Origin of the sequence: Lentzea sp. NPDC059081, from assembly GCF_042738015.1 — a bacterium.
Lineage (GTDB): Bacteria > Actinomycetota > Actinomycetes > Mycobacteriales > Pseudonocardiaceae > Lentzea.
The window spans coordinates 148397-174416 of sequence record NZ_JBHYGW010000006.1 but is presented as its reverse complement, the minus strand read 5'-3'; the positions used below and the strand labels follow the sequence as shown (position 1 = coordinate 174416).

Annotated in this window: 20 protein-coding genes; 11 read left to right on the top strand and 9 right to left on the bottom strand. The window is 68.9% G+C overall.

Translation table 11 applies throughout. The features are described from left to right. The first annotated feature begins 208 nt into the window (after window positions 1-208). From ACFWV3_RS16195 to ACFWV3_RS16165, 7 genes are all read left to right on the top strand, one after another. Complete coding sequence (locus ACFWV3_RS16195) at window positions 209-1351, top strand: DegT/DnrJ/EryC1/StrS family aminotransferase (RefSeq protein ID WP_382412004.1); 1143 nt, start codon at window positions 209-211, stop codon at window positions 1349-1351. Window positions 1352-1499: 148 nt separating this feature from the next. Further along, entirely contained in the window at window positions 1500-6275 is a 4776-nt protein-coding gene (locus ACFWV3_RS16190; protein ID WP_382412003.1) for a DUF4082 domain-containing protein, read from the top strand. Continuing rightward, window positions 6272-6919 carry an acetyltransferase gene (locus ACFWV3_RS16185; RefSeq protein WP_382412002.1) on the top strand — a complete coding sequence of 216 codons (648 nt, stop codon included), beginning with the start codon at window positions 6272-6274 and terminating at the stop codon, window positions 6917-6919. Before ACFWV3_RS16190 ends, ACFWV3_RS16185 begins: the two co-directional genes overlap by 4 nt. Beyond that, the gene (locus tag ACFWV3_RS16180) at window positions 6916-7998 is read left to right on the top strand and encodes a DegT/DnrJ/EryC1/StrS family aminotransferase (RefSeq protein WP_382412001.1); all 1083 of its coding nucleotides are present in this window, start codon (window positions 6916-6918) and stop codon (window positions 7996-7998) included. The genes ACFWV3_RS16185 and ACFWV3_RS16180 overlap by 4 nt, the downstream gene beginning before the upstream one ends. Beyond that, on the top strand, window positions 7995-8555 hold the full coding sequence (locus tag ACFWV3_RS16175; RefSeq protein ID WP_382412000.1) for an acyltransferase: 561 nt from the start codon (window positions 7995-7997) through the stop codon (window positions 8553-8555). Before ACFWV3_RS16180 ends, ACFWV3_RS16175 begins: the two co-directional genes overlap by 4 nt. Before the next feature lie 61 nt (window positions 8556-8616). Beyond that, the gene (locus ACFWV3_RS16170) at window positions 8617-9468 is read left to right on the top strand and encodes a helix-turn-helix domain-containing protein (RefSeq protein WP_382411998.1); all 852 of its coding nucleotides are present in this window, start codon (window positions 8617-8619) and stop codon (window positions 9466-9468) included. After that, on the top strand, window positions 9443-9619 hold the full coding sequence (locus ACFWV3_RS16165; RefSeq protein WP_382411997.1) for a DUF397 domain-containing protein: 177 nt from the start codon (window positions 9443-9445) through the stop codon (window positions 9617-9619). The genes ACFWV3_RS16170 and ACFWV3_RS16165 overlap by 26 nt, the downstream gene beginning before the upstream one ends. Here ACFWV3_RS16165 and ACFWV3_RS16160 read toward each other — a convergent pair. Both ACFWV3_RS16160 and ACFWV3_RS16155 read right to left on the bottom strand, forming a co-directional pair. Beyond that, window positions 9603-10928 carry an O-antigen ligase family protein gene (locus ACFWV3_RS16160; protein ID WP_382411996.1) on the bottom strand — a complete coding sequence of 442 codons (1326 nt, stop codon included), beginning with the start codon at window positions 10926-10928 and terminating at the stop codon, window positions 9603-9605. The two genes, ACFWV3_RS16165 and ACFWV3_RS16160, sit on opposite strands and share 17 nt — an antisense overlap. Then, a complete protein-coding gene (locus ACFWV3_RS16155) occupies window positions 10907-11749 on the bottom strand; it encodes a hypothetical protein (protein ID WP_382411995.1) in 843 nt (280 codons plus the stop codon). The genes ACFWV3_RS16160 and ACFWV3_RS16155 overlap by 22 nt, the downstream gene beginning before the upstream one ends. Window positions 11750-11886: 137 nt before the next feature. On the opposite strand from ACFWV3_RS16155, the gene ACFWV3_RS16150 reads away from it, so the two are divergent. Continuing rightward, window positions 11887-12852 carry a hypothetical protein gene (locus ACFWV3_RS16150; RefSeq protein WP_382411993.1) on the top strand — a complete coding sequence of 322 codons (966 nt, stop codon included), beginning with the start codon at window positions 11887-11889 and terminating at the stop codon, window positions 12850-12852. 4 nt (window positions 12853-12856) lie between these two features. On the opposite strand, the gene ACFWV3_RS16145 is transcribed toward ACFWV3_RS16150, so the two are convergent. Genes ACFWV3_RS16145 through ACFWV3_RS16135 form a run of 3 tightly spaced genes read right to left on the bottom strand, consistent with a single transcriptional unit; the run spans window position 12857 to window position 16520 of the window. After that, window positions 12857-14050 (bottom strand): glycosyltransferase family 1 protein, encoded by a 1194-nt coding sequence (locus ACFWV3_RS16145; protein ID WP_382411992.1) that lies wholly within the window; start codon window positions 14048-14050, stop codon window positions 12857-12859. Further along, window positions 14047-15498: a lipopolysaccharide biosynthesis protein gene (locus ACFWV3_RS16140; RefSeq protein WP_382411990.1), complete on the bottom strand. Its 1452-nt coding sequence runs from the start codon at window positions 15496-15498 to the stop codon at window positions 14047-14049. The genes ACFWV3_RS16145 and ACFWV3_RS16140 overlap by 4 nt, the downstream gene beginning before the upstream one ends. After that, entirely contained in the window at window positions 15495-16520 is a 1026-nt protein-coding gene (locus ACFWV3_RS16135) for a glycosyltransferase (protein WP_382411988.1), read from the bottom strand. The genes ACFWV3_RS16140 and ACFWV3_RS16135 overlap by 4 nt, the downstream gene beginning before the upstream one ends. 107 nt (window positions 16521-16627) lie before the next feature. On the opposite strand from ACFWV3_RS16135, the gene ACFWV3_RS16130 reads away from it, so the two are divergent. Continuing rightward, window positions 16628-17473 (top strand): glycosyltransferase, encoded by an 846-nt coding sequence (locus ACFWV3_RS16130; RefSeq protein WP_382411986.1) that lies wholly within the window; start codon window positions 16628-16630, stop codon window positions 17471-17473. Here ACFWV3_RS16130 and ACFWV3_RS16125 read toward each other — a convergent pair. From ACFWV3_RS16125 to ACFWV3_RS16115, 3 genes are read right to left on the bottom strand one after another with little or no spacing between them, the layout of a single operon-like run. Beyond that, window positions 17445-18668: an MFS transporter gene (locus ACFWV3_RS16125; RefSeq protein ID WP_382411984.1), complete on the bottom strand. Its 1224-nt coding sequence runs from the start codon at window positions 18666-18668 to the stop codon at window positions 17445-17447. The two genes, ACFWV3_RS16130 and ACFWV3_RS16125, sit on opposite strands and share 29 nt — an antisense overlap. An 8-nt stretch (window positions 18669-18676) precedes the next feature. Further along, window positions 18677-20500, bottom strand: coding sequence for an asparagine synthase (glutamine-hydrolyzing) (asnB, locus tag ACFWV3_RS16120; RefSeq protein ID WP_382411983.1), 1824 nt, complete (start codon window positions 20498-20500; stop codon window positions 18677-18679). A 2-nt stretch (window positions 20501-20502) separates the two neighbouring features. After that, entirely contained in the window at window positions 20503-22503 is a 2001-nt protein-coding gene (locus tag ACFWV3_RS16115) for a glycosyltransferase (protein ID WP_382411982.1), read from the bottom strand. A gap of 112 nt (window positions 22504-22615) precedes the next feature. Here ACFWV3_RS16115 and ACFWV3_RS16110 point away from each other — a divergent pair, with 112 nt between their 5' ends. Together ACFWV3_RS16110 and ACFWV3_RS16105 are read left to right on the top strand one after the other, a co-directional pair. Continuing rightward, a complete protein-coding gene (locus ACFWV3_RS16110) occupies window positions 22616-23947 on the top strand; it encodes a glycosyltransferase family 4 protein (protein ID WP_382411980.1) in 1332 nt (443 codons plus the stop codon). Further along, a complete protein-coding gene (locus ACFWV3_RS16105) occupies window positions 23947-25242 on the top strand; it encodes a UDP-glucose dehydrogenase family protein (RefSeq protein ID WP_382412339.1) in 1296 nt (431 codons plus the stop codon). Before ACFWV3_RS16110 ends, ACFWV3_RS16105 begins: the two co-directional genes overlap by 1 nt. A 76-nt stretch (window positions 25243-25318) precedes the next feature. On the opposite strand, the gene ACFWV3_RS16100 is transcribed toward ACFWV3_RS16105, so the two are convergent. Further along, window positions 25319-26014: a PIG-L deacetylase family protein gene (locus tag ACFWV3_RS16100; RefSeq protein WP_382411979.1), complete on the bottom strand. Its 696-nt coding sequence runs from the start codon at window positions 26012-26014 to the stop codon at window positions 25319-25321. Window positions 26015-26020: the final 6 nt, after the last annotated feature.

Here is a 26020-nt window from a genome sequence, read left to right as displayed (position 1 = left end):
TTTTCCTTTGGGGGGCGGGTTCTCCTCCGGAGGGAAACCCGGGGAGGCAAGATGGTTCCCGCACCCAGAAGCCGTGCTCGCGCCGCTGTCGACACCCCCGGGTCGCGGGTGTCGCGGCCGCACCTGCACGCGCACCAGGCACGTGACACCAAGCGCGTGACACCAAGGCAAGTACGAACGTTCGTCCGCGAAGCGAAGAGGTAGACCTGTGATTCCGGTTATGCGGCCGTTGCTCGGCGAAGAAGAAGCCCTGGCCGCCGCCGAGGCCGTGCGGTCCGGCTGGGTGGCGCAGGGTCCGCGGGTCCGCGAGTTCGAGGAGGCCTTCTCGGCGGCGGTCGGCGCGAACCACGGTGTGGCCGTGTCGTCCTGCACCACCGGCCTGCACCTCGCCGTGCACGTGCTCGGCATCGGCCCCGGCGACGAGGTCGTCGTGCCGTCGTTGTCGTTCATCGCCACCGCCAACTCGGTCCGCTACACCGGCGCGACGCCGGTCTTCGCCGACATCGAGGCGAGCACCGGCAACCTCACCGCGTCCACTGTGGAACCGGTGCTCACGGACAAGACCCGCGCGGTCATGGTCGTGCACCAGGCCGGCGTGCCCGCGGACGTCGACTCGATCAAGGCGCTGTGCGAGCCGCGCGGCATCGCCGTCATCGAGGACGCGGCCTGCGCGTCGGGCTCCACCTACAAGGGCAAGCCAGTCGGCGCGAACGCGTTGATGGCCGCCTGGTCGTTCCACCCGCGCAAGCTCCTCACCACCGGTGAGGGCGGCATGGTCACCACCGACGACCCCGACTGGGCCGTCCGGCTCAAGCGCCTGCGCGAGCACGGGATGAGCGTCAGCGCCGCGGACCGCCACAACGGCGGCAGCGCCGTCATCGAGCAGTACCTCGAGACCGCGTTCAACTACCGGATGACCGACATCCAGGCCGCGGTCGGCCTGGTGCAGCTGTCCAAACTGGACCTGATCATCGCTCGTCGCCGTGAGTTGGCCGCGCGTTACCACGAGTTGCTGAAGGACACCGGCGTCGAAGCGGTGCAGGACCCGGAGTACGGGACGACCAATTACCAATCCTTTTGGGTCTGGTTGCCGGAAGGTGGTCCGGACCGCCAGGAAGTCCTCTCCGGACTCGCCGAACGCGGTGTCAGCGCACGGCGCGGAATCATGGCGTCACACCTCGAACCCGCCTACTACGGCCACGACAGCGCGCCGCTGCCCGTGACGGAGGCCTTCACGGCCAAAACCCTGATCCTGCCGCTGTTCCACGAGATGACCGAGTCCGAACAGGACCAGGTCGTGTCAGCGTTGTCGGACACTCTCCACACATCCCGACTGACCGTGCGTGGTTGAAACATAAAGATTTCGAGATTGCCAGAACTTTTTTGTGTTGACACGTAACAGCTTCAACCAGATCGCCGACGTTCGGAGTAGCAGCCCTGTGCTGTCCAGCGTAGTGCGCGGATCACACACGGTAACTCCGTCCGAGAGGTGAAACCCAATGGTGGCTCAGCAGTCGCGTCTCGTGCGGGTGCTAGTGATCACGGCGTTAATAGCATCCACGATGTTCGTGCTCGGCGTGTTCAACGCCCCCAACGCCAATGCCGCCCCGTGTGACTTCCCCGTCACGAACAAGGTCGCGTGCGAGAACACGCAGACCGGCGCGGACGACTGGCAGGCGCAGTACCGGGACGACTCGATCCTCGGGTACACGACGGACATCAGCTACAACGTCGGTCAGACCGTCAGCTTCAAGATGCTGACCTCGGCGTCGTCGTACAAGCTCGATATCTACCGAATGGGCTGGTACAACGGCAAGGGTGCCCGCTACATGGGCACCGTGCAGCGCAACACCCCGCAGAACCAGCCACCCTGTCTGAGAGACGGGCCGACCGCGTTGATCGACTGCGGCAACTGGGCCGTGTCGCTCACGTGGAACATCCCGTCCAACGCGGTCTCCGGCATCTACTACGTGCGCATGACGCGCAACGACACCGGTGCCGAGAACGAGATGGCGTTCGTCGTCCGCGACGACAGCTCGACCTCCAAGGTGTTCTTCCAGACCTCCGACGCCACCTGGGTCGCCTACAACCGCTACGGCGGCAACAGCCTCTACTTCGGTGACGGCCCCGGCCAGGGCGGCAGCGCGTACAAGGTCAGCTACAACCGCCCGTACACCGGTGGCGACGGCGACGAGAACTTCATCTTCAACGCCGAGTACCCGATGCTCAGGTTCCTGGAGCGCAACGGGTACGACATGAGCTACACGACCGATGTGGACTCGGCGCGCCGCGGCAACCTGATCAAGAACCACAAGGTCTTCATGGCCGTCGGCCACGACGAGTACTGGTCGAACGAGCAGTGGAACAACGTGATGGCCGCTCGCGACGCGGGCGTGCACATGGCGTTCCTGACCGGCAACGAGATCTTCTGGAAGACCAAGTGGGAGAAGAGCATGGACTCCTCCCAGACCGACTGGCGCACCATCGTCTGCTTCAAGGAGACGAAGGGCACCCAGAACGACGGCGAGAACACCTGGACCGGCACGTGGCGCGACCCGCGCTACAGTCCGCCCCAGGACGGCGGCAGGCCGGAGAACGCGTTGCTCGGCAACATGTTCACCGTCAACGGCCGGCGTGACGACTCGCTGCAGGTGCCGGCCGCGTACGGCAAGATGCGGCTCTGGCGCAACACCGACCTGCAGAACCTCGCCTCGGGCACCACGTACACGTTCCAGCCCGGCACGCTGGGCTACGAGTGGAACACCGTGTACGACAACGGCTTCCAGCCCGCCGGCGTCGCCCAGATGTCGCGCACCACGGTCAACCTCGACGGCTACTACGCGCTGAAGAACTTCGGCGACGAGTACGGCGGCGGTCCCGAGACCCACGCGATCACGTACTACCGCGCACCCTCGGGCGCGCTGGTGTTCGGCGCGGGCACGGTCCAGTGGGCGTGGGGCGTCGACGACGAGCACGCGTTCCTCACCAACACCCCGACGTCGGACAAGCGGATCAAGCAGGCGACCGTCAACTTCCTCGCTGACATGGGCGTGCAGCCCTACCAGCTCTGGGGAGCCGACCAGCTGACGATCTCCGGCGCCATCAACGACAACGCCGCGCCCGGCGTGCAGATCACGAACCTCCCGGCGCAGTCGACGGTCGGCCAGCCCTACACCTTCAGCGGCACCGTGATCGACGCCGCCGGCAAGGTCGCGGGCGTCGAGGTCTCCACCGACGGGGGCACGCGCTGGCACTACGCGAACTGGCAAGCGGGCCAGACGACGTGGAGCTACACCTACACGCCGTCGCAGTCCGGCACCGCGCAGCTGCGGGTCCGCGCGGTCGACGACTCGCTGAACCTCTCCACCCCGGTGAGCGCGACGCCCGGCGTCGGTGCCCGCACCTGCCCGTGCGGCATGTTCTCCGGCCAGGAGGTCCCGAAGGTCACCTCCGCCGACGACAGCTCGCAGCTCGAGCTCGGCGTGAAGTGGAAGGCCGCGAGCAACGGCTACGTCCGCGGCGTGAAGTTCTACAAGGGCACGGGCAACACCGGCACGCACACCGGTTCGCTCTGGTCCGCGGCCGGCGACCTGCTCGCCACCGGCACGTTCGTCAACGAGAGCGCGACCGGCTGGCAGACGCTGCTGTTCCCGTCGCCGATCGCGGTGAACGCGAATACGACCTACATCGTGTCGTACTACACCCCGACGGGGCACTTCGCCTACGACAGCGGCGGGTTCTACCAGCAGCAGGCGTACATGGAGCCCATCACCGGCCTGAAGTCCGGTGTGGACGGACCGAACGGCGTGTTCCGCTTCGGCGCCGGCTTCCCGAACAACACGTTCGACAACACCAACTACTGGGTCGACGTGGTCTGGGCGACGGACCCCGGTCCCGACACCCGCGCACCGATCCAGACCGCGATGTCCCCGGTGTCCAACGCCGGTTCCGTCGCGCTGAACACCGCGGTGTCCGGCACGTTCGACGAGAACGTCACGCTCAGCTCGGCACAGGTCACCGTGACCGGCCCGAGCGGCGCGGTCACCGGCACGAAGACGATCTCGAACGACGCCCGCACGATCACGTTCACGCCGTCCGCACCGCTGGCGGCCGCCACGGCCTACACCGTCACGATGAGGGCGGCCGACGCGGCGGGGAACCTGTCCGCGCAGGCGAGCTGGACGTTCACGACGGGGTCGCCGAGACCGGCCACCTGCCCGTGCACGGTCTGGGACGACTTCGCGGGACCCGCGGTGATCGACTCGGGTGACACCGGCCAGGTGGAGCTCGGCACGAAGGTCCGCTTCGACGGCAAGGGCGAGGTGCTCGGCGTCCGCTTCTACAAGGGCACCGGCAACACCGGCACGCACACCGGTTCGCTGTGGACGGCCAACGGCCTGCTCCTCGCGACCGGCACGTTCTCCGGTGAGACCACGTCCGGCTGGCAGAAGCTGATGTTCAACTCGCCGGTCCAGGTGCAGGCGAACACGACCTACGTCGTGTCGTACAACGCGCCCAACGGCCGGTACTCGGTCACCTCCGGCTACTTCAACGGCCAGGAGGCGAGCTACCAGTCGCTGCACGCGCTGCAGAACGGCGCTGACGGCGGCAACGGCGTGTACAAGTACGGCACGGGCTTCCCGACCGGCTCGTACAACGCCACGAACTACTGGGTCGACGTCATCTACCGCAACGGCCTCAACGGTGACACCACGCCGCCGTCGATCACGAGCCGCACGCCGGCCGTGAACGCGACGAACGTGGGTCTCCAGAGCCCGCTCACGGCGACGTTCAACGAACCGGTCGACCCCGCGTCGGCGCAGATCTGGCTGACGGACCCGAAGGGCGCCAAGCTCACCGGCTCGGTGTCGCTGTCCGGTGACCAGAAGACGGTCACGTGGACGCCGACCGGCAAGCTCGTGCCCGGCACGCAGTACAAGGCGCACGTGGGCATCGCGGACGTCAACGGCATCGCGATGCCGGCGCCCGCGGAGTGGACCTTCACGACCACGACCACGCCGACCTGTCCGTGTTCGTTGTTCAGCACGGCGACCGTGCCCGATGAGACGTCCGCGGACGACTCGGGGGCGTACGAGCTCGGCGTGCGGTTCAGCCCGACGCAGTCCGGTCAGATCACCGGTGTCCGCTTCTACAAGGGATCCGGCAACACCGGCACGCACACGGGCTCGCTGTGGAGCGCCTCCGGTCAGCGGCTCGCGACCGGCACGTTCTCCGGTGAGACCGCGACGGGCTGGCAGACGCTGACGTTCGCGCAGCCCGTGGTCGTCAGCTCCGGCCAGACCTACACCGCGTCGTACACGACCACCACCGGCCACTACGCGGTGAACGGCGGGTACTTCGGCACGGGTCCGGTCAACTCCGGTCCGCTGACGGCACCGCAGGAGCAGAACGGCGTGTTCGTGCCCGGCTCCGGGTTCCCGACGATGACCTACGGCTCCGGCAACTACTGGGTCGACGTCGTCTACCAGCCCAACGCCGACAACGTGGCACCGGTGGCGCAGTCGCACACGCCGCTGACCGGCGCGACGGACGTGGCGCTGAACTCCACCGTCACGGTGTCGTTCGACGAGGCCGTCGACCTCAACTCGGCGCAGTTCGACGTCACCGACCCCGGTGGCGCGAAGATCGCCGGCACGAGGTCGCTCTCGGCGGACAGCCGGATGATCACGTTCACACCGGCGGCCAGGTTCGCGGCGTCCACCGTGTACTCGGTGAGCGTCAAGGCCGCGGACACGTTCGGCAACATGATGGCGAGCCCGGTCACGTGGTCGTTCACGACGGCGACGACGCAGACCTGCCCGTGCTCGCTGTTCAGCGCGGCGACGGTGCCGACGACCACCTCGGCCGACGACACCAGTCCGTACGAGCTGGGCGTGAAGTTCACCTCCAGCACCAACGGCCAGGTCACCGCGGTGAAGTTCTACAAGGGCGCCGGCAACACCGGCACCCACACCGGATCGCTCTGGTCCGCGGACGGCCAGCGCCTCGCGACCGGCACGTTCTCCAACGAGACCGAGTCGGGCTGGCAGACGCTGACGTTCAGCACACCGGTGTCGATCACGGCCGGGACCACGTACGTGGCCTCGTACACGACCACCACGGGTCACTACGCCGTGAACTCGGGCTACTTCGGGTCGGTGACCTCGCCGCCGCTGGCAGCCACTGCCTCGGCCGGTGTCTTCACCTCCGGCTCCGGGTTCCCGACGTCGTCCTACAACGGTGGCAACTACTGGGTCGACGTGGTGTTCCAGTGACCGCGACGCCGTTGCTGCTGATCGGAGCAGGGGGACTCGCCCGCGAGGTGCTCGCGGCGGTCCGCCTCCTCCCGGAGGTCTGGAACCCCGTCGGGGCTCTGGACGACTCCGCCGCCCTGCACGGCACCCTGCTCGACGGGGTGCCCGTGCTGGGCGGGCTCGACAGCCTCGGCGACCACCAGGACGCGGCCGTCGTGGCGTGCATCGCCAACGCACGGCGGCCGTTGTCCCGGTCGGGTCTTGTTTCCCGTCTCGGGTTGCCGGACGAGCGGTGGGCGACCATCGTTCATCCGGCGGCCGTGACGTCCGGCGCTTCCCTTGGCGCCGGAACGGTTCTGCTGGCCGGGGTCGTGATCACGACCCCGCTGTCGGTCGGCAGGCACGTCGTGGCGATGCCGCACGTGCTGATCACCCACGACGACGAGGTGTCGGACGGCGTCACGTTCGCCGGCCGCGCCTCGCTCGGCGGGGGAGTGTTCGTGGGGGAGTCCGCGTACCTGGGACAGGGAGCCATGGTGCGCGAGGGAGTGAAGATCGGCGCCGGTGCCGTGGTCGGCATGGGAGCCGTTGTCCTGCAGGACGTTCCGGCAGGAGAGACGTGGGCCGGCGTTCCGGCCCGCCCGTTGCGTGGGGAGAGCGCGTGATCGAGATTCCGCTGGTGGACCTGCGTGCCCAGCACGAGCAGGTGGCCGACGAGGTGGCCGACGGCTGGGCAGAGGTGCTCAAGACGACGGCCTTCATCAACGGCCCGCAGGTCGCCCGGTTCGAGTCGGAGTTCGCTGCCTACCAGGAAGTCCCGCACGCCATCGGTGTCGGCAACGGCACCGACGCCATCGAGCTGGCGCTGCGTGCACTGGGGGTCGGGCACGGCGACGAGGTCGTCCTGCCCGCCAACACCTTCATCGCCACGGCCGAGGCCGTCGCCCGCTGCGGCGCGACGCCCGTGCTCGTGGACTGCGTCGACGACACGCTGCTGATCGACGCTTCCGCAGTGTCCTCTGTGGTCACTTCGCGCACGAAGGCCGTCGTGCCCGTGCACCTCTACGGCCAGGCCGCCCCGGTCGAGCTGCTGCCCCACGGCCTACCGGTCGTCGAGGACGCCGCCCAGGCCCAGGGCGCCCGCCGCAACGGCGTCGCCATCGGCGGCCTCGGCGTCGCCGCCGCCACGTCGTTCTACCCCGGCAAGAACCTCGGCGCGTACGGCGACGGCGGCGCGGTCCTGACGACGTCCGACGCCATCGCCGAGTCGGTCAAGTTGTTGAGGGAGCACGGCTCGCCGCGCAAGTACGAGCACCCGGTGCTGGGCTTCAACAGCCGCCTCGACACGCTCCAGGCCGTCGTGCTGTCCGCGAAGCTGCGCCGCCTGGAGGGCTGGAACCAGGCCCGCCGCGCCGCCGCGTCCCGCTACACCGACATGCTGGCTTCCGTCGAAGGCGTCCGGACCCCGGTCGTCCTGGACGGCAACCTGCCCGTCTGGCACCTCTACGTCGTCCGCGTGCCGGACCGCGACCGCGTGCTCTCCGCTCTGCACGCCGCGGGTATCGGCGCCGGCATTCACTACCCGACGCCGCTGCACAAGACGGGCGCGTTCGCCTCCTTGGACGGCTCGTTCCCCGTCGCCGAGCAGTCGGCGTCCGAGATCCTGTCGCTGCCGCTGTTCCCGGAGATCACCGAGTCGCAGCAGACCCGAGTGGTCGAGGCGCTGACGGCGGCGCTGAGGTGACCGGCGTCCGCGTGCACCCGCACGGGTTGTGCGAGTCCACCGACGTGGGCGACGGCACGCGGGTGTGGGCCTTCGCGCACGTGCTGCCCGGTGCCCGGATCGGCCGGGACTGCAACATCTGCGACGGCGCGTTCGTCGAGTCGCGTGCGGTGCTCGGGAACAACGTGACGGTCAAGAACGGGACCCTCGTTTTTGACGGCGTCACGTGCGAGGACGACGTCTTCCTCGGCCCGAACGTGCTCTTCACCAACGACCTGCGGCCGCGGGCTCACGTGAAGAAGACCGGCGACGCCCTGGAGACCACCCTGGTTCGCCGGGGTGCCACTCTCGGCGCTGGTGCTGTGGTGGTGTGCGGGACCGTGATCGGTGAGCACGCCTTTGCCGCTGCCGGTTCGGTGGTCACGCGGTCGGTGCCGGCGCATGCGTTCGTCGCCGGCAACCCGGCCGTGGTCAAGGGCTGGGTCTGTGCCTGCGGTGCGCGGCTCTCAGACGACCTCTCGTGCCCGGAATGCGGCATCCGGCACGAGGAGACCCCGGACGGGTTGAAAGCGGTCTGAGGGACGTTTTCACCCGTACGAGCAGTCGGTTGGAGCCGCTTCAACACCTAGCGTCGCGCAGATGACCGCGATCATCTCCACTGCCTACAGCAGGGACCTGGGCGACGAGCTCCGGAGGCTCCGGGAGACCTGCACGAGGCTGGGCGGCCGCGCGATGGCCGCCCAGCTCGGGTGGGACCCGTCCAAGGTGTCGAACATCGAGAACGGCAAGGCGCGCGCGTCGGACATCGACCTCGCGCAGTACGTGGCGACGTGCGGCAAGGACCTGGACTTCCTCGAGGAGTTCCGCAGCCGCTACCGCCACGCCTTCGAGCCGTACATCGTGCAGGTACCCGAAAACCTTCGCACTCTCGCCATGACCGAATCGATGGCTACGAGCATCACAGCGTACGAGATCTTGTCTGTACCAGGCCTTCTTCAGACAGAGGCGTACGCACGCGCGATGTTCGAAGAGACCGGGTTCGAGTCGCCCGAGGTCATGGAGAAGGGCGTTGAGCTCCGCATGGAGCGCCAGACCATCTGGCGGCGGCCTTTCCGCCCTGACTGCGTGTTCTACCTGCATGAACTTGCGCTGCGGATGGACATCGGCAACGCCAAGATCATGGAGAACCAGTACCTCCGTCTGCTCTTCAACACGCACGTCCTGCGGATCGTGCCGACCCATGTCAAGGGTGCTGCGTTCCAGACGAAGTGCACACTGTTCGAGTTCGACAAGGCGCCACCTGTGGCTTACACGGACTCTGACCTGGCGAAGGTCTTCGCCCAGGATGCCGCAGCCATCCTGCGGTGCAGGGCGCTGTTCAAACGGCTGGATGCGGTCGCGTTGGATGCGGAACAATCGAAGGACAAGCTGGCCGAGTACGTCAGCGCACTTCGAGAGGACCGACATGACCCGCGAACGGATCTGGCGTAAGAGCTCCTACAGCGGTGGCACCCTCGACAGCGACTGCGTCGAGGTGTCACTCGCCCATGACGCGCTGGTCCGCGACTCCAAGAACCCGGCCGCCGAGGTCCTCACCTTCTCCACCCCGGCCTGGCAGCACCTGCTCAGCTGGCTGAGCTGACCAGCTTCCGCGTCCGGTCCGCCTCCTGCCGGGCGATCCGCAACAACGCCCCGGACACCCCCAGCAGCAGGAACGTCATCCCGGTGGCCACGCTGAAGCTCAACGAGTCGAACGTCGCCGCCCCCAGTGCCGAAGTCAGCATCGCCCCGACGAGGCACACGGCGAGCCCGCGCACGTTCTCGTCCTGGGACAACGACCGGGCTCGCAACGCGGCGAAGATCCCGCCCAAGAACAGCAGCACGTACGCGAGCAGCCCCAGATACCCGTTCTCGATCATCGTGAGCAGGTACTGGTTGTCGAGGATCGTGTACTTCGACGGCAGGAACGTGCCGAAGCCGCGGCCCAGCCACGGGTGCTTGGCGATCTCCAGCCACGCCCCGTCGTAGTCCTTCGTACGGCCCTGGAACGACGGGTCGTCCTCGATGTTGGAGAACATCGACGTCACCGTGCCGAACAGGCCCGGCACGACCGCCGAGGCGCCGCCCAGGAACACCGCGCCCACGCCCAGCAGCGGCAGGCCGCGCTTCCGTGGCAGCAGGATGCCCAGCACGATGCCCGTCACCACCAGGCCGATGATCGCTGTGCGGGACAGTGACAGGATCGCCATCAGGGCCAGCAGCGACAGCGCGGCCAGCCAGCGGCCGCTCGGCTCGCCGCGGTCCTTCGCCTGGAACAGGAAGTGCGCGGCGAACGGGACGCCGAGCACGCAGACCAGGCCGAACTCGATCGGGTGGTTCGTGGTGCCGGCCGGGCGGAAGAAGATCGACCGCGACTCCAGGGCCGAGTAGCCGTTGTCCTGCACGCGCAGGCCCGGCAGCGTGATGTACGACGCCAGGTCGAGGCCGATGCCGAACTGGATGAGGCCCACGAACGCGCCGACGGTCAGGCAGCCGACCATGACCCTGAGCATGCGGCTCAGGCGTTCGCCGCTGCGGATCGCGTCGATCACGAACACCGCGAGCGCCGACATCGCCACGATCCGGATGAGTGACGAGTCGGACACCGACAGCTCGTCCGCGGGCAGGTAGCGGCGGGTGGCGAGCGCGTACGTCATCAGGTGCAGCATCACGAACACGCCGAGCAGCGTGCGGACGGTGTTGCGGCCCTTGGCCAGGCCGAGGTGGTCGACGAGGTGCGCGGCGAACCACAGCACCGACAGGCACAGCGCCACGAACAGCGCCGGCGGCAGCGTGATGGGGACGAACGCGATCGTGAACCGGGCGGGAACGACGAGCAGCGCCAGCACGTAGAAGATCACGAGCGTGGCGCCGTCCGCGCGTTGCTGGGTCAGTCGTCTTTCGTCGGCCATGCCGGGTTCGTGGGCTTGGGCGCGGGGATGATGACCGTCTTCTGGTGGGCGTTCGGCACGCCCTGGGGACGCGCGGGCTGGCCGTTGCCGTTCGGCTGCGGTCGCGACGCGGGTGCGTGCGAGGGCACCGGCGTCGGCGGGGGAGTGTCCTTCTCGGACTCAGGCTCCTCGCCGGACTCCTTGTCCTTGCGCTTCTTCGCCCGGTTCATGATCGAGTCGGCGGCGAACGTCGAGGCGATGGTCAGCAGCAGCAACACGACCGTGGCCGCGCCGACGTACCGGACCTTGCCACCGATCTTCGCCGACGCCGTGGTCGGCTTCACCAGGATCTGCGCCGTGATGAACGTCTGCTCCGGCGCGTTCAACGCCTTCTGCTGCGCCGCGAGCTCGTTCACCGTCTTCTCGAGCACCTTGCCGACGAGTCCCTCCGCCGACTCGGCCGAGTCGGCCTCCGTCGAGATGAAGAGCAGCGGTCCGCCGACGGGGCCGGTGTTCGCGGTGTAGGTGGCCGTCGATCCCTTGCCCGCCAGCTCTTCCGCGGTCTTCGGGTCGCCCAGGATCTGCGTCAGGATCTGCGCGGTGGTCGTGAGGCTGCCGTCGAACTGCAGCAGCGGGTTGACCTTCACCACGTCCTCGGGCTTGGTCTTCTCCGAGTACCGGCCGCCGGCCGCGGGGGAGGTGAGGACCAGCACACCGCTCGACTCGTACCGGGTGGGAACGGTGACGTAGACGTACAGGGCGAGGACACCGGTGAGCAGCACTGCGGGCAGGGCGATGTACCACCGCCGCCGCAGCACTCGTACGGTTCCCCAGAAGTCCATCAAAAACCCCGATCCGCGGCTCGGTCTTGCGAACGCACTGTCCGCAGGGTATCGCCCACCTGGAAAATCGGGGTGAGCTGCCAACTGTTACAGCCGGTAGCGCGGCGGCGATGAAGGAGGGGAATCCAGGAGGCAGAATGCGTGTGCGACGACTGGCCGTGTCGGTTGCGGCCATCCTCGTTGTGATCGGCGGAACGGCGGCTTACGTTGTCACGGCCGCGACCGACGCCACCCCGCCCGCGGGCGCCGAGAAGGTGTCGCAGGCCAAGACCGGCGACCTGCTGTTCGTCGACCTCGCCGGTGGGCAGAACCGCGTCGAGAAGCTCGCCGAAGGGGGCGCACGCACCCCCACGGACCTCGCCTGCCAGCGGTTTTACGTCTCCGCCGGCACGAGCGTCTGCCTCAAGCTCTCCGGTCCCGGCCCGTCCTACGCCGCCGAGATCAGCCGCGACGGCAAGCCGGTCAAGACCGTTCCGCTGCCCGGCATCCCGAGCCGCGCGAAGGTCTCGAAGTCCGGCAACGTCGTCAGCTGGACGAGTTTCGTCACGGGCGACTCGTACTCCGTGCCCGGCGGATTTTCCACCCGGACGGGTTACTTCGACGTCCGCACGGGTGAAACGGTCGAGTCGATCGAACACTTCGCGGCCACTGTGGAGGGTGCTCCGCTCACCGCCAGTGACATCAACTACTGGGGCCTCACAGTCGGTTCCGACGACCTGACGTTCTACGCCACGCTCGCCAGCGGAGGATTCACCTGGTTGGTGAAGGGCGATCTCGTCAGCAAGTCCGTCACGTCGCTGCGCCGCGATGCCGAGTGTCCCTCGCTTTCGCCGGACGGCACCAAGGTCGCCTACAAGAAGCGCATCGGCCGGCTCGGGCCGTGGGACCTCGCGGTGCTCGACCTCGCGACCAACGAGGAGAAGCGGCTGCCGGGCACGGCGGGCATCGACGACCAGACCACGTGGCTGAGCAACACCGAGGTCGCGTTCGCCGCGGTGCCCAAGGACGCGCGGCTGCCCGCCGTTCACATCGCCCCCGCCGACGGTTCGAAGCCCGCGGAGGTCCTGATCCCCGACGCCACCTCGCCCTCGCCGGTGATGTAGCGGATCACGGGGCCAGCTCGCGGCCGAGCACCTTCTCCAGCTCGAGTCCTGCCGCATCCCAGGAACGTCCCTCCACACTGGACGCGGCCGCGCGGGCGGTCGCGTCGAAGTCCGGCGATGTGACCACTTCGGACAAAGCACGCGCCAGCGAGTGCGGGGTGGGTGCCGCGTACCGGACGTGGTCGTTGTCCAGGACTACGCGGTTGAAGTGCGCGTCGTTCACCACCGGGATGCATCCGGCGGCGAGCATCTCGTGCGGCACCAGAGAAACGTTCGTCATCGAGAGCGACAACCCGGCGAAGCAGCGGTTGTAGATCGCGTTCAGCTCGTCCGGCGTCACCAGGCCGTGGTCGACGAACTGCGGACCGAGCTGCCCGATCTTCTCGCCGTAGACGTGGATCTTGAGGTCCGGGTGCCGCTCGGCGAACAGCTCCAGCGCGAGCAGGCCGAGCTCGAACGCGCGCCGCGGGGCCTTGCGCCGGGCGTAGAAGACGATGCCGTCGCGCTGCTCGCCGCGCAGCGAGTACCGGTCGGCGTCGCAGCCGAAGTCGAAGTGGTCGGCGGGCATGCCGTGCTCGTCGAGGACCTTGTCCGCGAGGAACCGGCCGGCCGTGAAGCCGTGCATGCCCATCCGGTAGGTGTTCTCGGCGAGCGTGTACAGGCCGCCCTGCGGGTAGAACCACGGCTCGTAGTCCTGCACGAGGTAGAACCTCTTGCCCTGGCACGGGTCGTTGAACGCCGGATAGGCGGTGATCCACGCCGTCGCGAACACCGCGTGCGCGTCCGCCATCCCGTCCGTCACGTCGTGGATCGAGCCCTGGAAGAACGGGAACGCGGCGCGGATGCCGGGTTCGAGGTCGGCGACCGAGTTGCCGAACGTGTCGTACAGGTAGAGCTTGCACGTGTGGCCGACCGACTCCAGGTGCCGGATGAGCCGGAACATCGTCGTGTGGCCGCCGGACCCCTTGGACGGGGGAGTGGTCACCCAGTTGATCGTCAGCCGGCCGCCGGGCGGGATCGGCGGGATCCGCACGGGCTTGCGCTCGTCGACGTCGGCGCGGCGCACGTCCTCCATGCGCACGGGCAGGTCCTCGCCCTCGACGCCGAGCCGGCGGGTCGCGGCGGCGAGCAGCCGGGCGCCGAGCCGCTTCGGGCCCTGCTCCCGGACGATCTTCGTGACCTGCCTCAGGCGTCTCACGCGTTGGCCCTCTTCTTCAGCACGGCAAGGACTTCGTGTCTCATCGGGAACACCACGAGCGCGTAGGCGAGGCACGACAGCGCGCCGCCCACGAGGATCTGCAGCACCTCGCTGTCGATCACGTACCGCACCCCCAGCACCACGGCGACCATCAGCACGCCGCCGAGGAACGGCCGCAGCAACCGCGCGCCGAGAGCACCGGCCCGGATGCCGTAGGGCCGGAACGTGACGAGGTAGGCGGGCGTGATCACCAGGACCGCGACGATCACGTGCGCCGCCGCGACCCCGCGGATGCCGTCGAGGTGCGCGCCGAGCGCCAGCAACGGCACCAGCGCGCCCAGCCACACCAGGTGGATCCACAGGATCGCCTTGGACCGGCCGGCGGACGCCAGGAAGTCGTACCCGAGCTCCAGCGCCACCCGGACCGCGCCGAGCAGCACCAGCAACGCCAGCGCGGCCGCCGCGGGGGCCCAGCGCTCGCCGTAGACGACCCGGATGAGCGGGTCGGCCAGCGCGGCCAGCAGGACGCACGCGGGCACCGTGACGAGCGCCAGGAGCCCCAACGCGCGTCCGAACGCCTTCTGGAACAGCTCCGGGTCCTCGCGGACCTTCGAGAACGCGGCCAGCGACACGCTGCGGACCGGCGCGGAGAACGCCGCCACCGGCCAGCTCGCGAGGTTGAACGCCAGCAGGTAGAAGCCCAGCGGCACGGTGCCGAGCACCGCGCCGACGACGATGTAGTCGACGTTCATCACGCCGAAGATCAGCAGGCTCGACCCGGCGAGCGGCAGGCCGAACGCGAGCAGCTCCTTCGCCTGCGCGGGGTTCCAGCCCGGCCGGAACCGGTCCTTGGTGAGCCAGAACATGATGATCGCGGCGGACAGGTTCTGCGCGATCCGCTGCCACGCGAGGCTCCACGCGCCGAAGCCCATCAACGCGAGCACGACGGCGACGGCGGTGCCTGCCAGGAACGCGGCCGTGTCGGCGTAGAACTTGTGGTCCTGCCGGAAGTTGCGCTGCATCATCGCGCCAGGCACGGCGGTCCCGCCCGCGATGACCAGGGCGACGGACATGAGCTGGATGACGCCGGTGGCCTCGGGCGCGTCCATGGCGTTCGAGAACCAGGGCGCGCCCACGACGCAGATCAACGCGAGCAGGCCGCCGGACGCGAGGGACAGCGTCGTGACGGTCGGCGCCATCTCCTCGACCGGGCCGTTCGTGCGGACCAGCGCCGCGCTGACGCCGAGCTCGGAGACGCTCAGGACGATGTTGAGGACGACCAGGGCGACCGCGAAGACGCCGAACTGCTCGGGGGCGATCAGGCGGGCCAGCAGGATGCTGATGCCGACGGCGGCGAGGCGTTGGAGCAACGAGTTGATCGCGCTCCAGCGGATCGCCGAGGACACCCGGCCTTCGAGCTGCCCCTTGTCCTGCTCGACCGTGCTCACCACTCGCCCCGCCACTTCCACCGCTGCGTCCCGGCCCACAACTTCGCCCTCTTGTAGGCGTGCGGGGCGAGGAAGAGTTGCGTCCGGTTGAGGAAAGAGGGGCTGAACTTCTGGCGTCGCACCAGAGCGCGATGCTCCGGTAGCTCTTCGAGGTGCTCGTACGTCTCGCGCGCGAAGTCGAGCAGCTCCTTCTCGGTGCCGTCGAGCTGGTCGCGGTCGTGCAACCGGACGGCACGCCACAGCGCGTCGCCCGCGATGGCCTTGCGCGCCAACGTCCTCAGCCGCGCGGGCAGGCCGGGGTTCTGCTCCAGCACGAGGTCGAACACGTCCCGGCGCTGTTCGAGGTCGGCGAACACCGACTTGAACGTCGTGCGCATCATGGAGTTCTCGTGCACCCGGTAGTACGCGCCCGGCTTGCCGCTGACGTACCCGATGTCCGACACGGCGGCGATCCGCAGCCACATCTCCAGATCACCCGCGTGGGGGAGGTCCGAGCGGTAGCCGCCGACCTTCTGCTGGACCTTCGTGCGCACCACGACCTCCGGTGAGGAGATCACGTTGCGGCTGCTGCGGAAGCGGTTCTCGATCCACTCCTCGCCGCGCCAGACCTTCGACGTGGTCGGGAGCTGCGTGACCTTCGGCAACGCGTTGTGGTCGCTGTAGTACACAACGCGTCCGTAGACCATGCCCACTTCGGGGTTCTGCTCGAAGACGGCGGCCGCGCGCTGCAACGCTCCGGGCGCCAGCAGGTCGTCGGCGGACAGCAGCACCGTGTAGTCGGCGCTCGCCCAGTCGAGCAGGCCCTCGTTGTAGGTCGCGATGTGCCCCTTGTTCACCTCGTGCCGGTAGCCCTCGACGCGCTTGTCGGCGGCCATCAGCTCGGCCATCACCTCGGGGGTGTTGTCCGACGAGGTGTCGTCGATCACAAGCACGCGCACGTCCACGCCGGGCTGGTCCAGCACGCTGCGGACGCATGCCGGCAGGAAGTGCGCGTAGTTGTAGCAGGGGATCACGACGTCCACTGTGGGAAGCGTTGGCACAACCTGGGTATCGGTCTGCGCGCACATTCGTTAGCGGAACGTTTTGGGTCCATCAGGCGATGTACGCGATGACCGGAGTAAGGGGAGTCATGGCCGACCACGTCATCCTGACGCGCTTCAACCTGCCTTCGAAGGGCGCCGAAAGTTACGTCCGGGCAAAGGAAGGATGGCTGACCGAGCGCGTCGCGCTGTTCGAGCGCTACTGCCTGCCATCGGTTCTCGCGCAGACGGACAAACGGACGCGGTGGCTCATCTACTTCGACCCCGAATCACCGCAATGGCTCAAGGACAAAATCGCCTCCCACGGTGACGCGTACACGCCCGTTTACCGCGCGGAAGTGTCGCGGCAGGAGCTGAGATCGGACATCCGATCGCTGTTCCCGCGCACCGGTTCGGAACTGATCACCACCAACCTCGACAACGACGACGGTCTCGCCGTCGACTTCGTCGAACGCCTCTGCGCCGCGCCGCGCCCGACCACGACGGCGGCGTACTACCTGGTCAACGGCCTGATCAAGTCGCCTGGCGGCCTGTACCACCGCGTCGACCGGCACAACGCGTTCGTGTCGCTGCGCGAGTCGTGGGACGAGCCGGTGACGTGCTGGGCGCACTGGCACAACCACATGCACCTGCACTTCCCCGTCGTGGAGCTGGGCGGCGCGCCGGCGTGGCTGCAGGTCGTGCACGGCGGCAACGTCTCCAACCGCACGCGCGGCCGTCTCGTGTCGCCGGCGCCGTACCAGGCGGCGTTCGGCGACTCGCTGGACGACGTGTCCGCGCCGGGCTCGCTCGCGAAGGCCCAGGACCGGCTGGTCGACCAGCCGGTCCGGTTCGTGCGCGACTCCGGCCGGGTGGCCGCGAAGAACGCGGCCATGAAGGTGCTCGGCAAGGGCGGCTTCGAGAAGATCAAGCAGAAGCTGGCTGCTCGCGGTTGATTCCGTAACTGATGACGAGCGTCACGGTGAGTGCCACCAGCGCCACCGTGACGCCGGTCGAGATGCTGGAGTACTGCAGGAGCAGTCCAAAGGCGACAGACGAGACGAGCCGTCCCAGAGCCTGACCCGTCTGCACGACCGACAGCCCGGACGCCCGCAGCGACTCCGGCGCCGACTCGCTCACCTTCGCCGACAGCACGCCGTCCGTCGCCGCGTAGAACAACCCGTGCAGCAGCAGAGCCGCGACCGCGATGCTCTTCCCGCCCTCGGGGATGAACAGCAGCGCGTACACGCCCAGCAACAACCCGTGGCCGATCAGGAACATCCGCCAGCGGCCGATCTTGTCGGAGAGCTTCCCGAGCGGCGCGGCGGCCGCGAGGAAGACGACCGCCGTGCCGAGCGGGAGCAGGGGCAGGAAGCCCAGCGAGATGTTCGTGGCCTTCTGCACCAGCACGTAGACGAACGCGTCCGACACCGTCGCGAGCCCCAGCAGCCCGGCCGAGATGGTCGTGCGGCGGAACTGCCGGTCGGTGAGGAGCCCGAGCCCCGCGCGGAACGACGGCCGCGGGCCCTTCGGCTTCTCGGTCTTGGGCTCGCGCACGAACGACACCAGCACGATCAGCCCGATGACCGCGAACGCCGCCGACACCGCGAAGATCGGCCCCGGCACCATGCCGATCTGGGCGAGCAGCAGGAACGTGATGAGCGGCCCCAGCAACGCGCCGAACGTGTCCATGCTCCGGTGCACGCCGAACGCCGCCCCGAGCCGGTCCTCCGGCGTCGCCAGGGAGATCATCGCGTCGCGCGGGGCGGTCCGGATGCCCTTGCCCGCCCGGTCGGCGGCCATCAGCGTGCCGATGCCGAACGGTGAGGCGCCCACCAGCGGGAAGAACAGCTTGGTGGCCGCGGACAGCCCGTAGCCCGCGGCCGCGACGGCCTTGGGCTTGCGGAACTTGTCCGAGATGCCGCCACCGACCAGCCGCAGCACGGCCGTGGCGCCCGTATAGATGCCGTCGAGCAGACCGAACTGCGCGTACCCCAGCTGCAGCGTGAACAGCAGGTACACGGGCAGGAACGCCGTGATCATCTCGGCGGAGATGTCGGTCAGCAGGCTGACCGTGCCGAGCGCGAAGACGGTGCCCGGCAACCGCTTGCGGAAGTCGGTCTTCGAGGGGCGGGACGAGGCGACGTACATGAGTTGACCTACCAGCTGAGCGTTTGGTGCCACACCTCGAGCGACAGCAGCGTCCAGATGCGCGGCTGCTCGTTGCGGTCACCCGAGTCGTGGTCGTCGAGCAGCGACCTCACCGCGGCCCGGTCGAAGGTCTTGCCCACGAACGACGTGGGCCCGGTCAGCAGGTCGTACGCCATGTCCCGCAACCCGTCGCGGAACCAGGCGTCCAACGGCACCTTGAAGCCCGACTTCGGCCGGTCGACGACGTCGGCCGGCAGGTGCTTGCGCGCGACCTCCTTGACGACCCACTTGGTCGTGCCGCCGCGCACCTTCACGCTGCTCGGCAGGGAGAACGCCAGCTCGGCCACCCGGTGGTCGAGGAACGGCGGCCGCAGCTCCAGCGAGGCGGCCATCGACATGCGGTCGCCGCGCTCCAGGAGGTTGTCGGCGAGCCACGTGTGCGAGTCGGCGTAGAGCATGCGCCGCAACGCGTCCCCGCGCCCGTTCTCGTACGGCGCCAGCACCGACCGCGTGGCGGGCCCGCCCAGCAGCGCGGCCCGCTCGGCCACGGTGAAGGGCGCGAACCAGCCGCGCATGCGTTCGGCGTAGGACGGCTCGGCGATGGCGCGCAGCGCGATGCCCAGTCGGGCCTTGGACGCCGGCAGCGCCTTCTCCAGCCGTTTCAGCGCGAACGACGGCGCGACGCCTGCCAGCCGGGTGGCCTGCGCGAACCGGTACTTCGGGTAGCCGCCGAACAGCTCGTCGCTGCCCTCGCCGGACAGCACGACCTTCACGTCCCTGCGCGCCAGTTCGGCCAGCCGGAACACGGCCACGTCGGCGGGCTCGGACAGCGGCGCGTCGCGGTGCCAGGACAGCTTCGCCCAGCTGTCGCGGAAGTCGTCGGCCGTCACGATCACGTTGTGGTGCCGGCTGCCGACGATGCCGGCGACCTTCTCGGCCCAGTGGATCTCGTCCACGCGCGGGTCGCCGAAGCCCGCGGAGAACGTGTGCAGCTCCGCGTCACCCCGTTCCCGCGCCACCAGGGCCGTGATCAACGACGAGTCGACGCCGCCGGACAGGTAGGCCCCGACCGGCACGTCCGCGACCAGGGCGTCGCGCACGGAGGCCGTGAGCGCCTCGTCGACGAGCCGCACGGCCTCCTCAGGCGTCACCGACCGGATCTCCGACTCGCGCGGCAGCTCCCAGTACGGCTCGGTGCGCACCTCGCCGGACGCCGTGACGACCAGGTGGTGGCCCTGCGGCACCTTCCGGACGCCGCGCACGAGCGTGTACGGCGCGGGAACGGACCGGTGCGCCAGGTAGTCGTGCAGTGACTCCTGGTCGACCTCCGCCGCGCCGATCGCGGGCAGCAGCGCCTTGATCTCGGACGCGAACGCGAACATCGCCGAGTCCGCGTAGTAGTACAGCGGCAGGATGCCCAGCCGGTCGCGGAACAGGTGCGTCTCGCGCGTCGCCTCGTCGTGGATCGCGTAGGCGAACTGGCCGCGCAGCTTCGCCACCGCGGACGGGCCGTGCTGCTCGTACAGCGCCAGCAGGACCTCGGTGTCACCGTTCGTGCGGAACGGGTACGCGAGCTCCGTGCGCAGCTGCTGGTAGTTCAGGATCTCGCCGTTGAACGCGATCGTCGTCGTGCCCGACGCGCCCGCCATCGGCTGCGGCGAGCCCGCCAGGTCGATGATCGAGAGCCGGGTGTGGGCGAAGCCGATCGAGCCCTCCGACCAGAACCCGCTGTCGTCCGGGCCGCGGTGGTGCAGCCGCTTCGCCATCTCGGCGAGCAGCTCACGGGAGACGGGCGCGCCGTCGAACCGTCTGACGCCTGCGATTCCGCACATGGCTACCGTTCCTCAGCGAGCTGCATCAGTTCACGGGCGCGGGAGTCCCAGGACGCGGTCAGGACGGCCGCACGGCGTTCGGCGGGCGTCTTCAGGCCGCCGTCCTTGAGCGTGCGGCGGATCTGGTCGATGAAGTCGGCCTCGCCGGACGCGATCCGGATCACGTCGCCGTAGCGCTCGACCTCGGGGAAGTCCGTGGACACGACGGCCAGGCCGAGGGCCAGGTACTCCTTCATCTTGATCGGGTTGGCGTGCTTGATCCAGTCGTTGTCGAGCCACGGCATCAGCGCCACGTCGAAGCCGGAGCCGTAGCCGGGAATGTCCTCGTAGGACCGGAAGTCCAGCCAGTGCACGTTCGGGTACTTGGCGTAGCGCTCCATCGAGCAGGTGGCGTCGCCGATCAGCACGACCGACGCCTCGGGGAACTCCTGCGCGACCTTCTCGATGAGGTCGAAGTCCACCAGGTAGTCGTCGAGGCTGCCGAAGAACCCGATGCGCGGCCCGGGGATCGACGCGATGTCCGCCGGCAGCTCGGTGCGGCGGGTGAAGTGGTCGACGTCCACTCCGTGGTCGAGGAAGTGCGCACGGTCACCGGTGAGCGCGGACTCCTCGTCCTGCAACGCCCGTGAGACGTACAGCACGGTGTCCGAATTGGACAGCAGCTGGTTCTCCAGCCCGGCGATGGTGCCCTGGTCGGCCTCGGGGAACGCCGAGTGCCGGTCGGAGCGGTTGAAGATCAGTCCCTTGGTCCTCATCGGCTTCACGACGTCCCACGCGGTGGGGATCGTCGCGACGACGACCGGCGTGCCCATGCGCAGGAAGAAGCACACCGCGCGGACCTGCGTCCTGACGAGGACCGAGTTCAGCTTGCGCAGCCACGGCTTGCCGTAGAACGGCAGGGGAGCGGGCGTCATGACGTAGAAGTTGGGCGTCTCGGGGATCGGCTGCCGCACGAGCATCGCGACGCTCTTGGCCTTGCGCAGGATCCTCCGCAGGAACTGCGTGCTCCTGCCCGGTGACGGCATGCGCAGGCCGATGCTGTTGACCAGCAGCACCTTGCGGTGCTTCGCGACCCGGCGCAGGAGCTGGAAGTCCGAGTGCGCCCGGTTGTGGTACCACCAGTCCTGTGCGCTGAAGCACAGGTAGCTGGGCCCCTCGGAGGCCACTTCCTCCGGCCAGCGCCGCATCCCGAACAGTCCCTTCAACGCCGTGCGGTGCTTCGGCGACCGCGCGCGAAGCCCTTCGTTCGCGACCATGGCGAGCCACATGAGGAAACCGGCGAACCGCCCGTGCAGCTCCCGGTGCAGGCGGACCTTGTTCGACGTGAGCATCGACCACAGGCGGGCGTTCGTGGAGACCTCGCCGCCGATGTGCGTGACCGTCGCGCGCGGCTCGAACCACACGCCACCGGCCCGCACCATGTACTCGGTCTCCTCCGAATAGAGGAAGTACCGTTCGTCCAGAAGGCCGTGCTTCTCGATGGTCTCCCTGGTGATGAGCCAGGCACAGCCGGTGGCCCAGTCGGCGGCGTGCGCGCCCTGGTAGGCGACCGGGGCGGTGACCGTCTCACCCAGACCGATCCGGCCGGCCCTGCCGCCGCCGACGAGCGCCTCGGCGAACGCACCGGCGACGCGGGGCTTGCGGCGCAGCGAGTGCGACAGGGCACCGCTCTCGTCGACCAGGCGGGGAACGGTGATCGGCTTGTTCGCCGCGCGGAGTGTCGCGACGGCTCCGGGGTGCAACCGGATGTCCGCGTTCAGCACGAGGATGTCGTGCCCCTCGGTGGCTTTGATGCCGAGATTCACGCCCGCCGCGAATCCACCGTTGACGGGACTGCGCAGGATTTCCACACCGGGGCGAGTGGCGGCGGCCACAGTGCCGTCGGTGGAAGCGTTGTCGACGACGACGACCCTGACGTCATCGGGCAGCGAGTCCAGGCATCCGGCGATGACCTGTTCGCTCTGGTACGTGACGATGACCACCGCGACAGGTGACCGCTCCACAACCGCTCCTCGCTTTTCGGGCCGACGTCCGCTACATCGAGCAATCTGGAACTCCCGTTACGAGATCCGGTGCGCCTGTAACCGTTTGGCTCTCCGGAACGAGAACAAGGGCGTGACGTCATCGCCGCACGTGTTGATCATCGTGCAGAACCTCCCCGTGCCGCTGGACCGCCGGGTGTGGCTGGAATGCCGTGCCCTCACCGCCGCCGGGTACGAGGTTTCGGTGATCTGCCCCAAGGGTCCGGGTGATCCCGCGTACCAACTGCTCGACGGAGTGCACCTGTACAAGTACGCTCCGCCGCCGCAGGCCGAGGGCGCGTTGGGCTACGCGTGGGAGTTCTTGTACTGCTGGGTGCGCACGGCGTTGCTGAGCGTGAAGGTCCGCGCCCGCAGGCGGTTCGACGTGATGCAGGCGTGCAACCCGCCGGACACCTACTGGGCACTCGCGTTGCTGTGGCGTCTCGGCGGCGTGAAGTTCGTCTTCGACCACCACGACCTCAACCCCGAGGTGTTCCTGTCGCGCTTCGGCGAGCCCCGGGGCGTCGCGGGCAAGCTGCAGTACAAGATCCTGAAGTGGCTGGAGCGCAGGACGTTCCGCACGGCCGACCGGGTGACGTCGACCAACACCTCGTACCAGAAGATCGCGTGGACGCGCGGTTCCGTGCCTCCCGAGCACACCTCGGTCGTGCGGTCGGGCCCCGACACGACCGTGATGCGGCCTGTCGAAGGCGTGGACGAACTGCGACGCGGTGGCAAACATCTGGTGGCCTATCTGGGAATCATGGGCCCGCAGGACGGCGTCGACGGCGTGCTCGAGGTGGCCCGCAGGGTCATCTTCGACCGCGGCCGCACCGACGTCCGGTTCGCGCTGCTGGGCTTCGGCGACTGCCTCGAGGACCTGAAGCTGCAGGCCAAGGCGTGGGGCCTCGGTCCGTACGTCGAGTTCACCGGGCGGGTCGGGCCCGAACAGATCACGCGCTACCTGTCGACCTCCTCCGTTGGTTTGGGCCCGGATCCGTTGTCGCCTTTGAACGACGTGTCCACTATGAACAAGACCATGGAGTACATGGCCTACGCGCTGCCGGTCGTCTCGTACCGGTTGACGGAGACCGTGGTGTCCGCCGGCGACTGCGCCGTCTACGTCGAGCCGGGTGACGTCGAGGCGTTCACCACGTCGTTGCTCGACCTGCTGGACGACGCGGAGCGCCGCGCACGCCTCGGCTTCGAGGGCCGGCGCCGCTGTGAGGCGGAGCTCGACTGGCGCCCGCAGGCCGAGAACTACGTGGCGGTGTTCGACGGGCTCACCGGCTTCGTCTCGCGCGGCCCGTTCCCCGACGGCAGGCCCGAGCTCGGCGCGGGCACCGACCAGTGGGGCAACAAGATGATCGACGTGAGCGACGACGCCGTGCTCCGCGCGTTCGCCGTGACCCGAACGGGAGAATGATGTTCGTCAGAAGGATCGCCGTCGTCGGCACCGGCTACGTCGGCCTGACCACCGGTGCCTGCCTCGCCTCGCTCGGCCACAGCGTGGTCTGCGCGGACGTCGACGCCGCGAAGGTCGAGCGGCTGTCGCGCGGCGAGGTCGACATCCTCGAACCCCGCCTCGCCGAGCTGGTCGCCGAAGGCCTCGCGTCCGGCCGCCTGTCGTTCGTGCTCGGCGCCTCGGCCGCGGTGGCCGACGCCGAGGTCGTGTTCCTCTGCGTGCCCACGCCGATGGGCGTCGGCGGCATCGCCGACCTCGCCGCCGTCGAGTCCGTTGTGGACGAGACCCGCGAGCTGCTGCCGTCCGGCTGCGTGATCGTGAACAAGTCCACCGTCCCCGTCGGCACCGCCGTGCGCACCGCGGAGCTGCTGCGCCGCGACGACGTGGCCGTCGTGTCGAACCCCGAGTTCCTCCGCGAGGGCTCGGCCGTGCACGACTTCCTGAACCCCGACCGCATCGTCGTCGGCTGCGACCAGCAGGACGCCGCCGAACGCGTCGCCGCGCTGTACGCCCGCCTCGGCGCGCCGACGGTGCTGACCGACGCGGCCTCGGCCGAGATGGTCAAGTACGCGGCGAACTGCTTCCTCGCCATGAAGCTCTCGTACGTCAACGCGGTGGCGGAGCTGTGCGAGCGGCTCGGCGCGAACATCACCGACGTCACCGAGGGCATGGGCTACGACAAGCGCATCGGCCAGGCGTTCCTCAACCCCGGTCCCGGCTGGGGCGGTTCGTGCCTGCCGAAGGACACGCACGCGATGCTCCAGGTCGCCGACGCCGCCGACTTCGAGTTCCGCCTGCTGCGCGCCACGATCGACACCAACGAGCGCCAGCGCCAGCGGATGGTCGAGAAGGTGCGCCTCGCGGTCACCGGCAAGCGCGGCGGCTCGCTCTCGCACGTGCGCCTCGGCCTGCTGGGGCTCACGTTCAAGGCGGGCACGGACGACCTGCGCGACTCGCCGGCCCTGGCCGTGGCGGCGATGCTGAAGCAGGCCGGCGCCGAGCTCGTCGGCTACGACCCGGCGCTGCCCGGTGGCCGCGACCTCGGCTCGGTGTCCGTTGTGGACGATCCGTACCAGATGGCGAAGGACGTCGACGCGCTCGTCGTGCTGACCGAGTGGCCGGACTTCCGCTCCCTGGACTGGGCACGACTCGCCGACACCGTGCGGCAGCCGGTCGTCGTCGACATGCGCAACATCCTGGACCCCGACGTGATCCGCCGTGCGGGCTTCACCTGCACGTCGCTCGGGCGTCGCTGAGTCCTGTCAGGACAGTCGAGCCGTCCCGCCCCGCGAGGGGTGGGACGGCTCCGTCATGTCGCGGCCCTGGCGGCCGTCACCACCGCGGCAGGTCCGGCCCGCTCGTGGTGATGCCGGCGAAGACGTCGGTCTCGGGCAGCGGCGCGTCCGTGATGTCGATCGCCCGGAAGTAGTGCTCCTGCAACGAGAAAGCCCCGTGCACCTGCTGGCTCGCGTGGCACTGCAACGCCTTGCGCTTGACGTCCGCGACCTCGCTGATGTCGATGGTCGTCGACCCGTCCTTGGCCGTGAGGTAGAGCTTGGCCGGGATGCCGGTGCGCTCGATGGCGATCGTCGCGACCCGGTTCGCGTGCACGTGGTCGCGGTGCGAGCTGTAGTGCGTGACCACCACCTGCGGCTGGAAGTGCTCGATCAACGCGGCCAGCCTGCCCGCCGCCGTCTCGACGGGGATCGTGCAGAACCCGCCCTCCGGCACCTCGCCGGTGTGCCCGGAGTCGTGGTAGCCGAGCAGTTCGAGGTCGGTGATCCCCAGGGCGTCGCACGCCGCGTACAGCTCGGCCCGCCGGTGCGCCGCCACCGCCTTGGGGTGGTGCCCGACCTCACCGGGCGTGGCCCCGTTGGGAGCGTCGTCGAACTCGCCGTTGGTGCACGTCACCACGACGGTTCTGGCGCCCTGCCGGGCGTAGTGGGCGAGCAAGCCCCCGGTCGACGTCGACTCGTCGCCGGGATGGGCGTGAATCGCGAGCAAGGTTCTCGGTCCTGCGAACTGCACGCGGCG

Coding starts and splice junctions, on each gene's coding strand:
- ACFWV3_RS16150 (WP_382411993.1), top strand. CDS start 11,887: ATGCGTGTGCGACGACTGGCCGTGTCGGTTGCGGCCATCCTCGTTGTG.
- ACFWV3_RS16155 (WP_382411995.1), bottom strand. CDS start 11,749: ATGGACTTCTGGGGAACCGTACGAGTGCTGCGGCGGCGGTGGTACATC.
- ACFWV3_RS16125 (WP_382411984.1), bottom strand. CDS start 18,668: ATGTACGTCGCCTCGTCCCGCCCCTCGAAGACCGACTTCCGCAAGCGG.
- ACFWV3_RS16190 (WP_382412003.1), top strand. CDS start 1,500: ATGGTGGCTCAGCAGTCGCGTCTCGTGCGGGTGCTAGTGATCACGGCG.
- ACFWV3_RS16165 (WP_382411997.1), top strand. CDS start 9,443: ATGACCCGCGAACGGATCTGGCGTAAGAGCTCCTACAGCGGTGGCACC.
- ACFWV3_RS16130 (WP_382411986.1), top strand. CDS start 16,628: ATGGCCGACCACGTCATCCTGACGCGCTTCAACCTGCCTTCGAAGGGC.
- ACFWV3_RS16160 (WP_382411996.1), bottom strand. CDS start 10,928: ATGGCCGACGAAAGACGACTGACCCAGCAACGCGCGGACGGCGCCACG.
- ACFWV3_RS16170 (WP_382411998.1), top strand. CDS start 8,617: ATGACCGCGATCATCTCCACTGCCTACAGCAGGGACCTGGGCGACGAG.
- ACFWV3_RS16105 (WP_382412339.1), top strand. CDS start 23,947: ATGTTCGTCAGAAGGATCGCCGTCGTCGGCACCGGCTACGTCGGCCTG.
- asnB (WP_382411983.1), bottom strand. CDS start 20,500: ATGTGCGGAATCGCAGGCGTCAGACGGTTCGACGGCGCGCCCGTCTCC.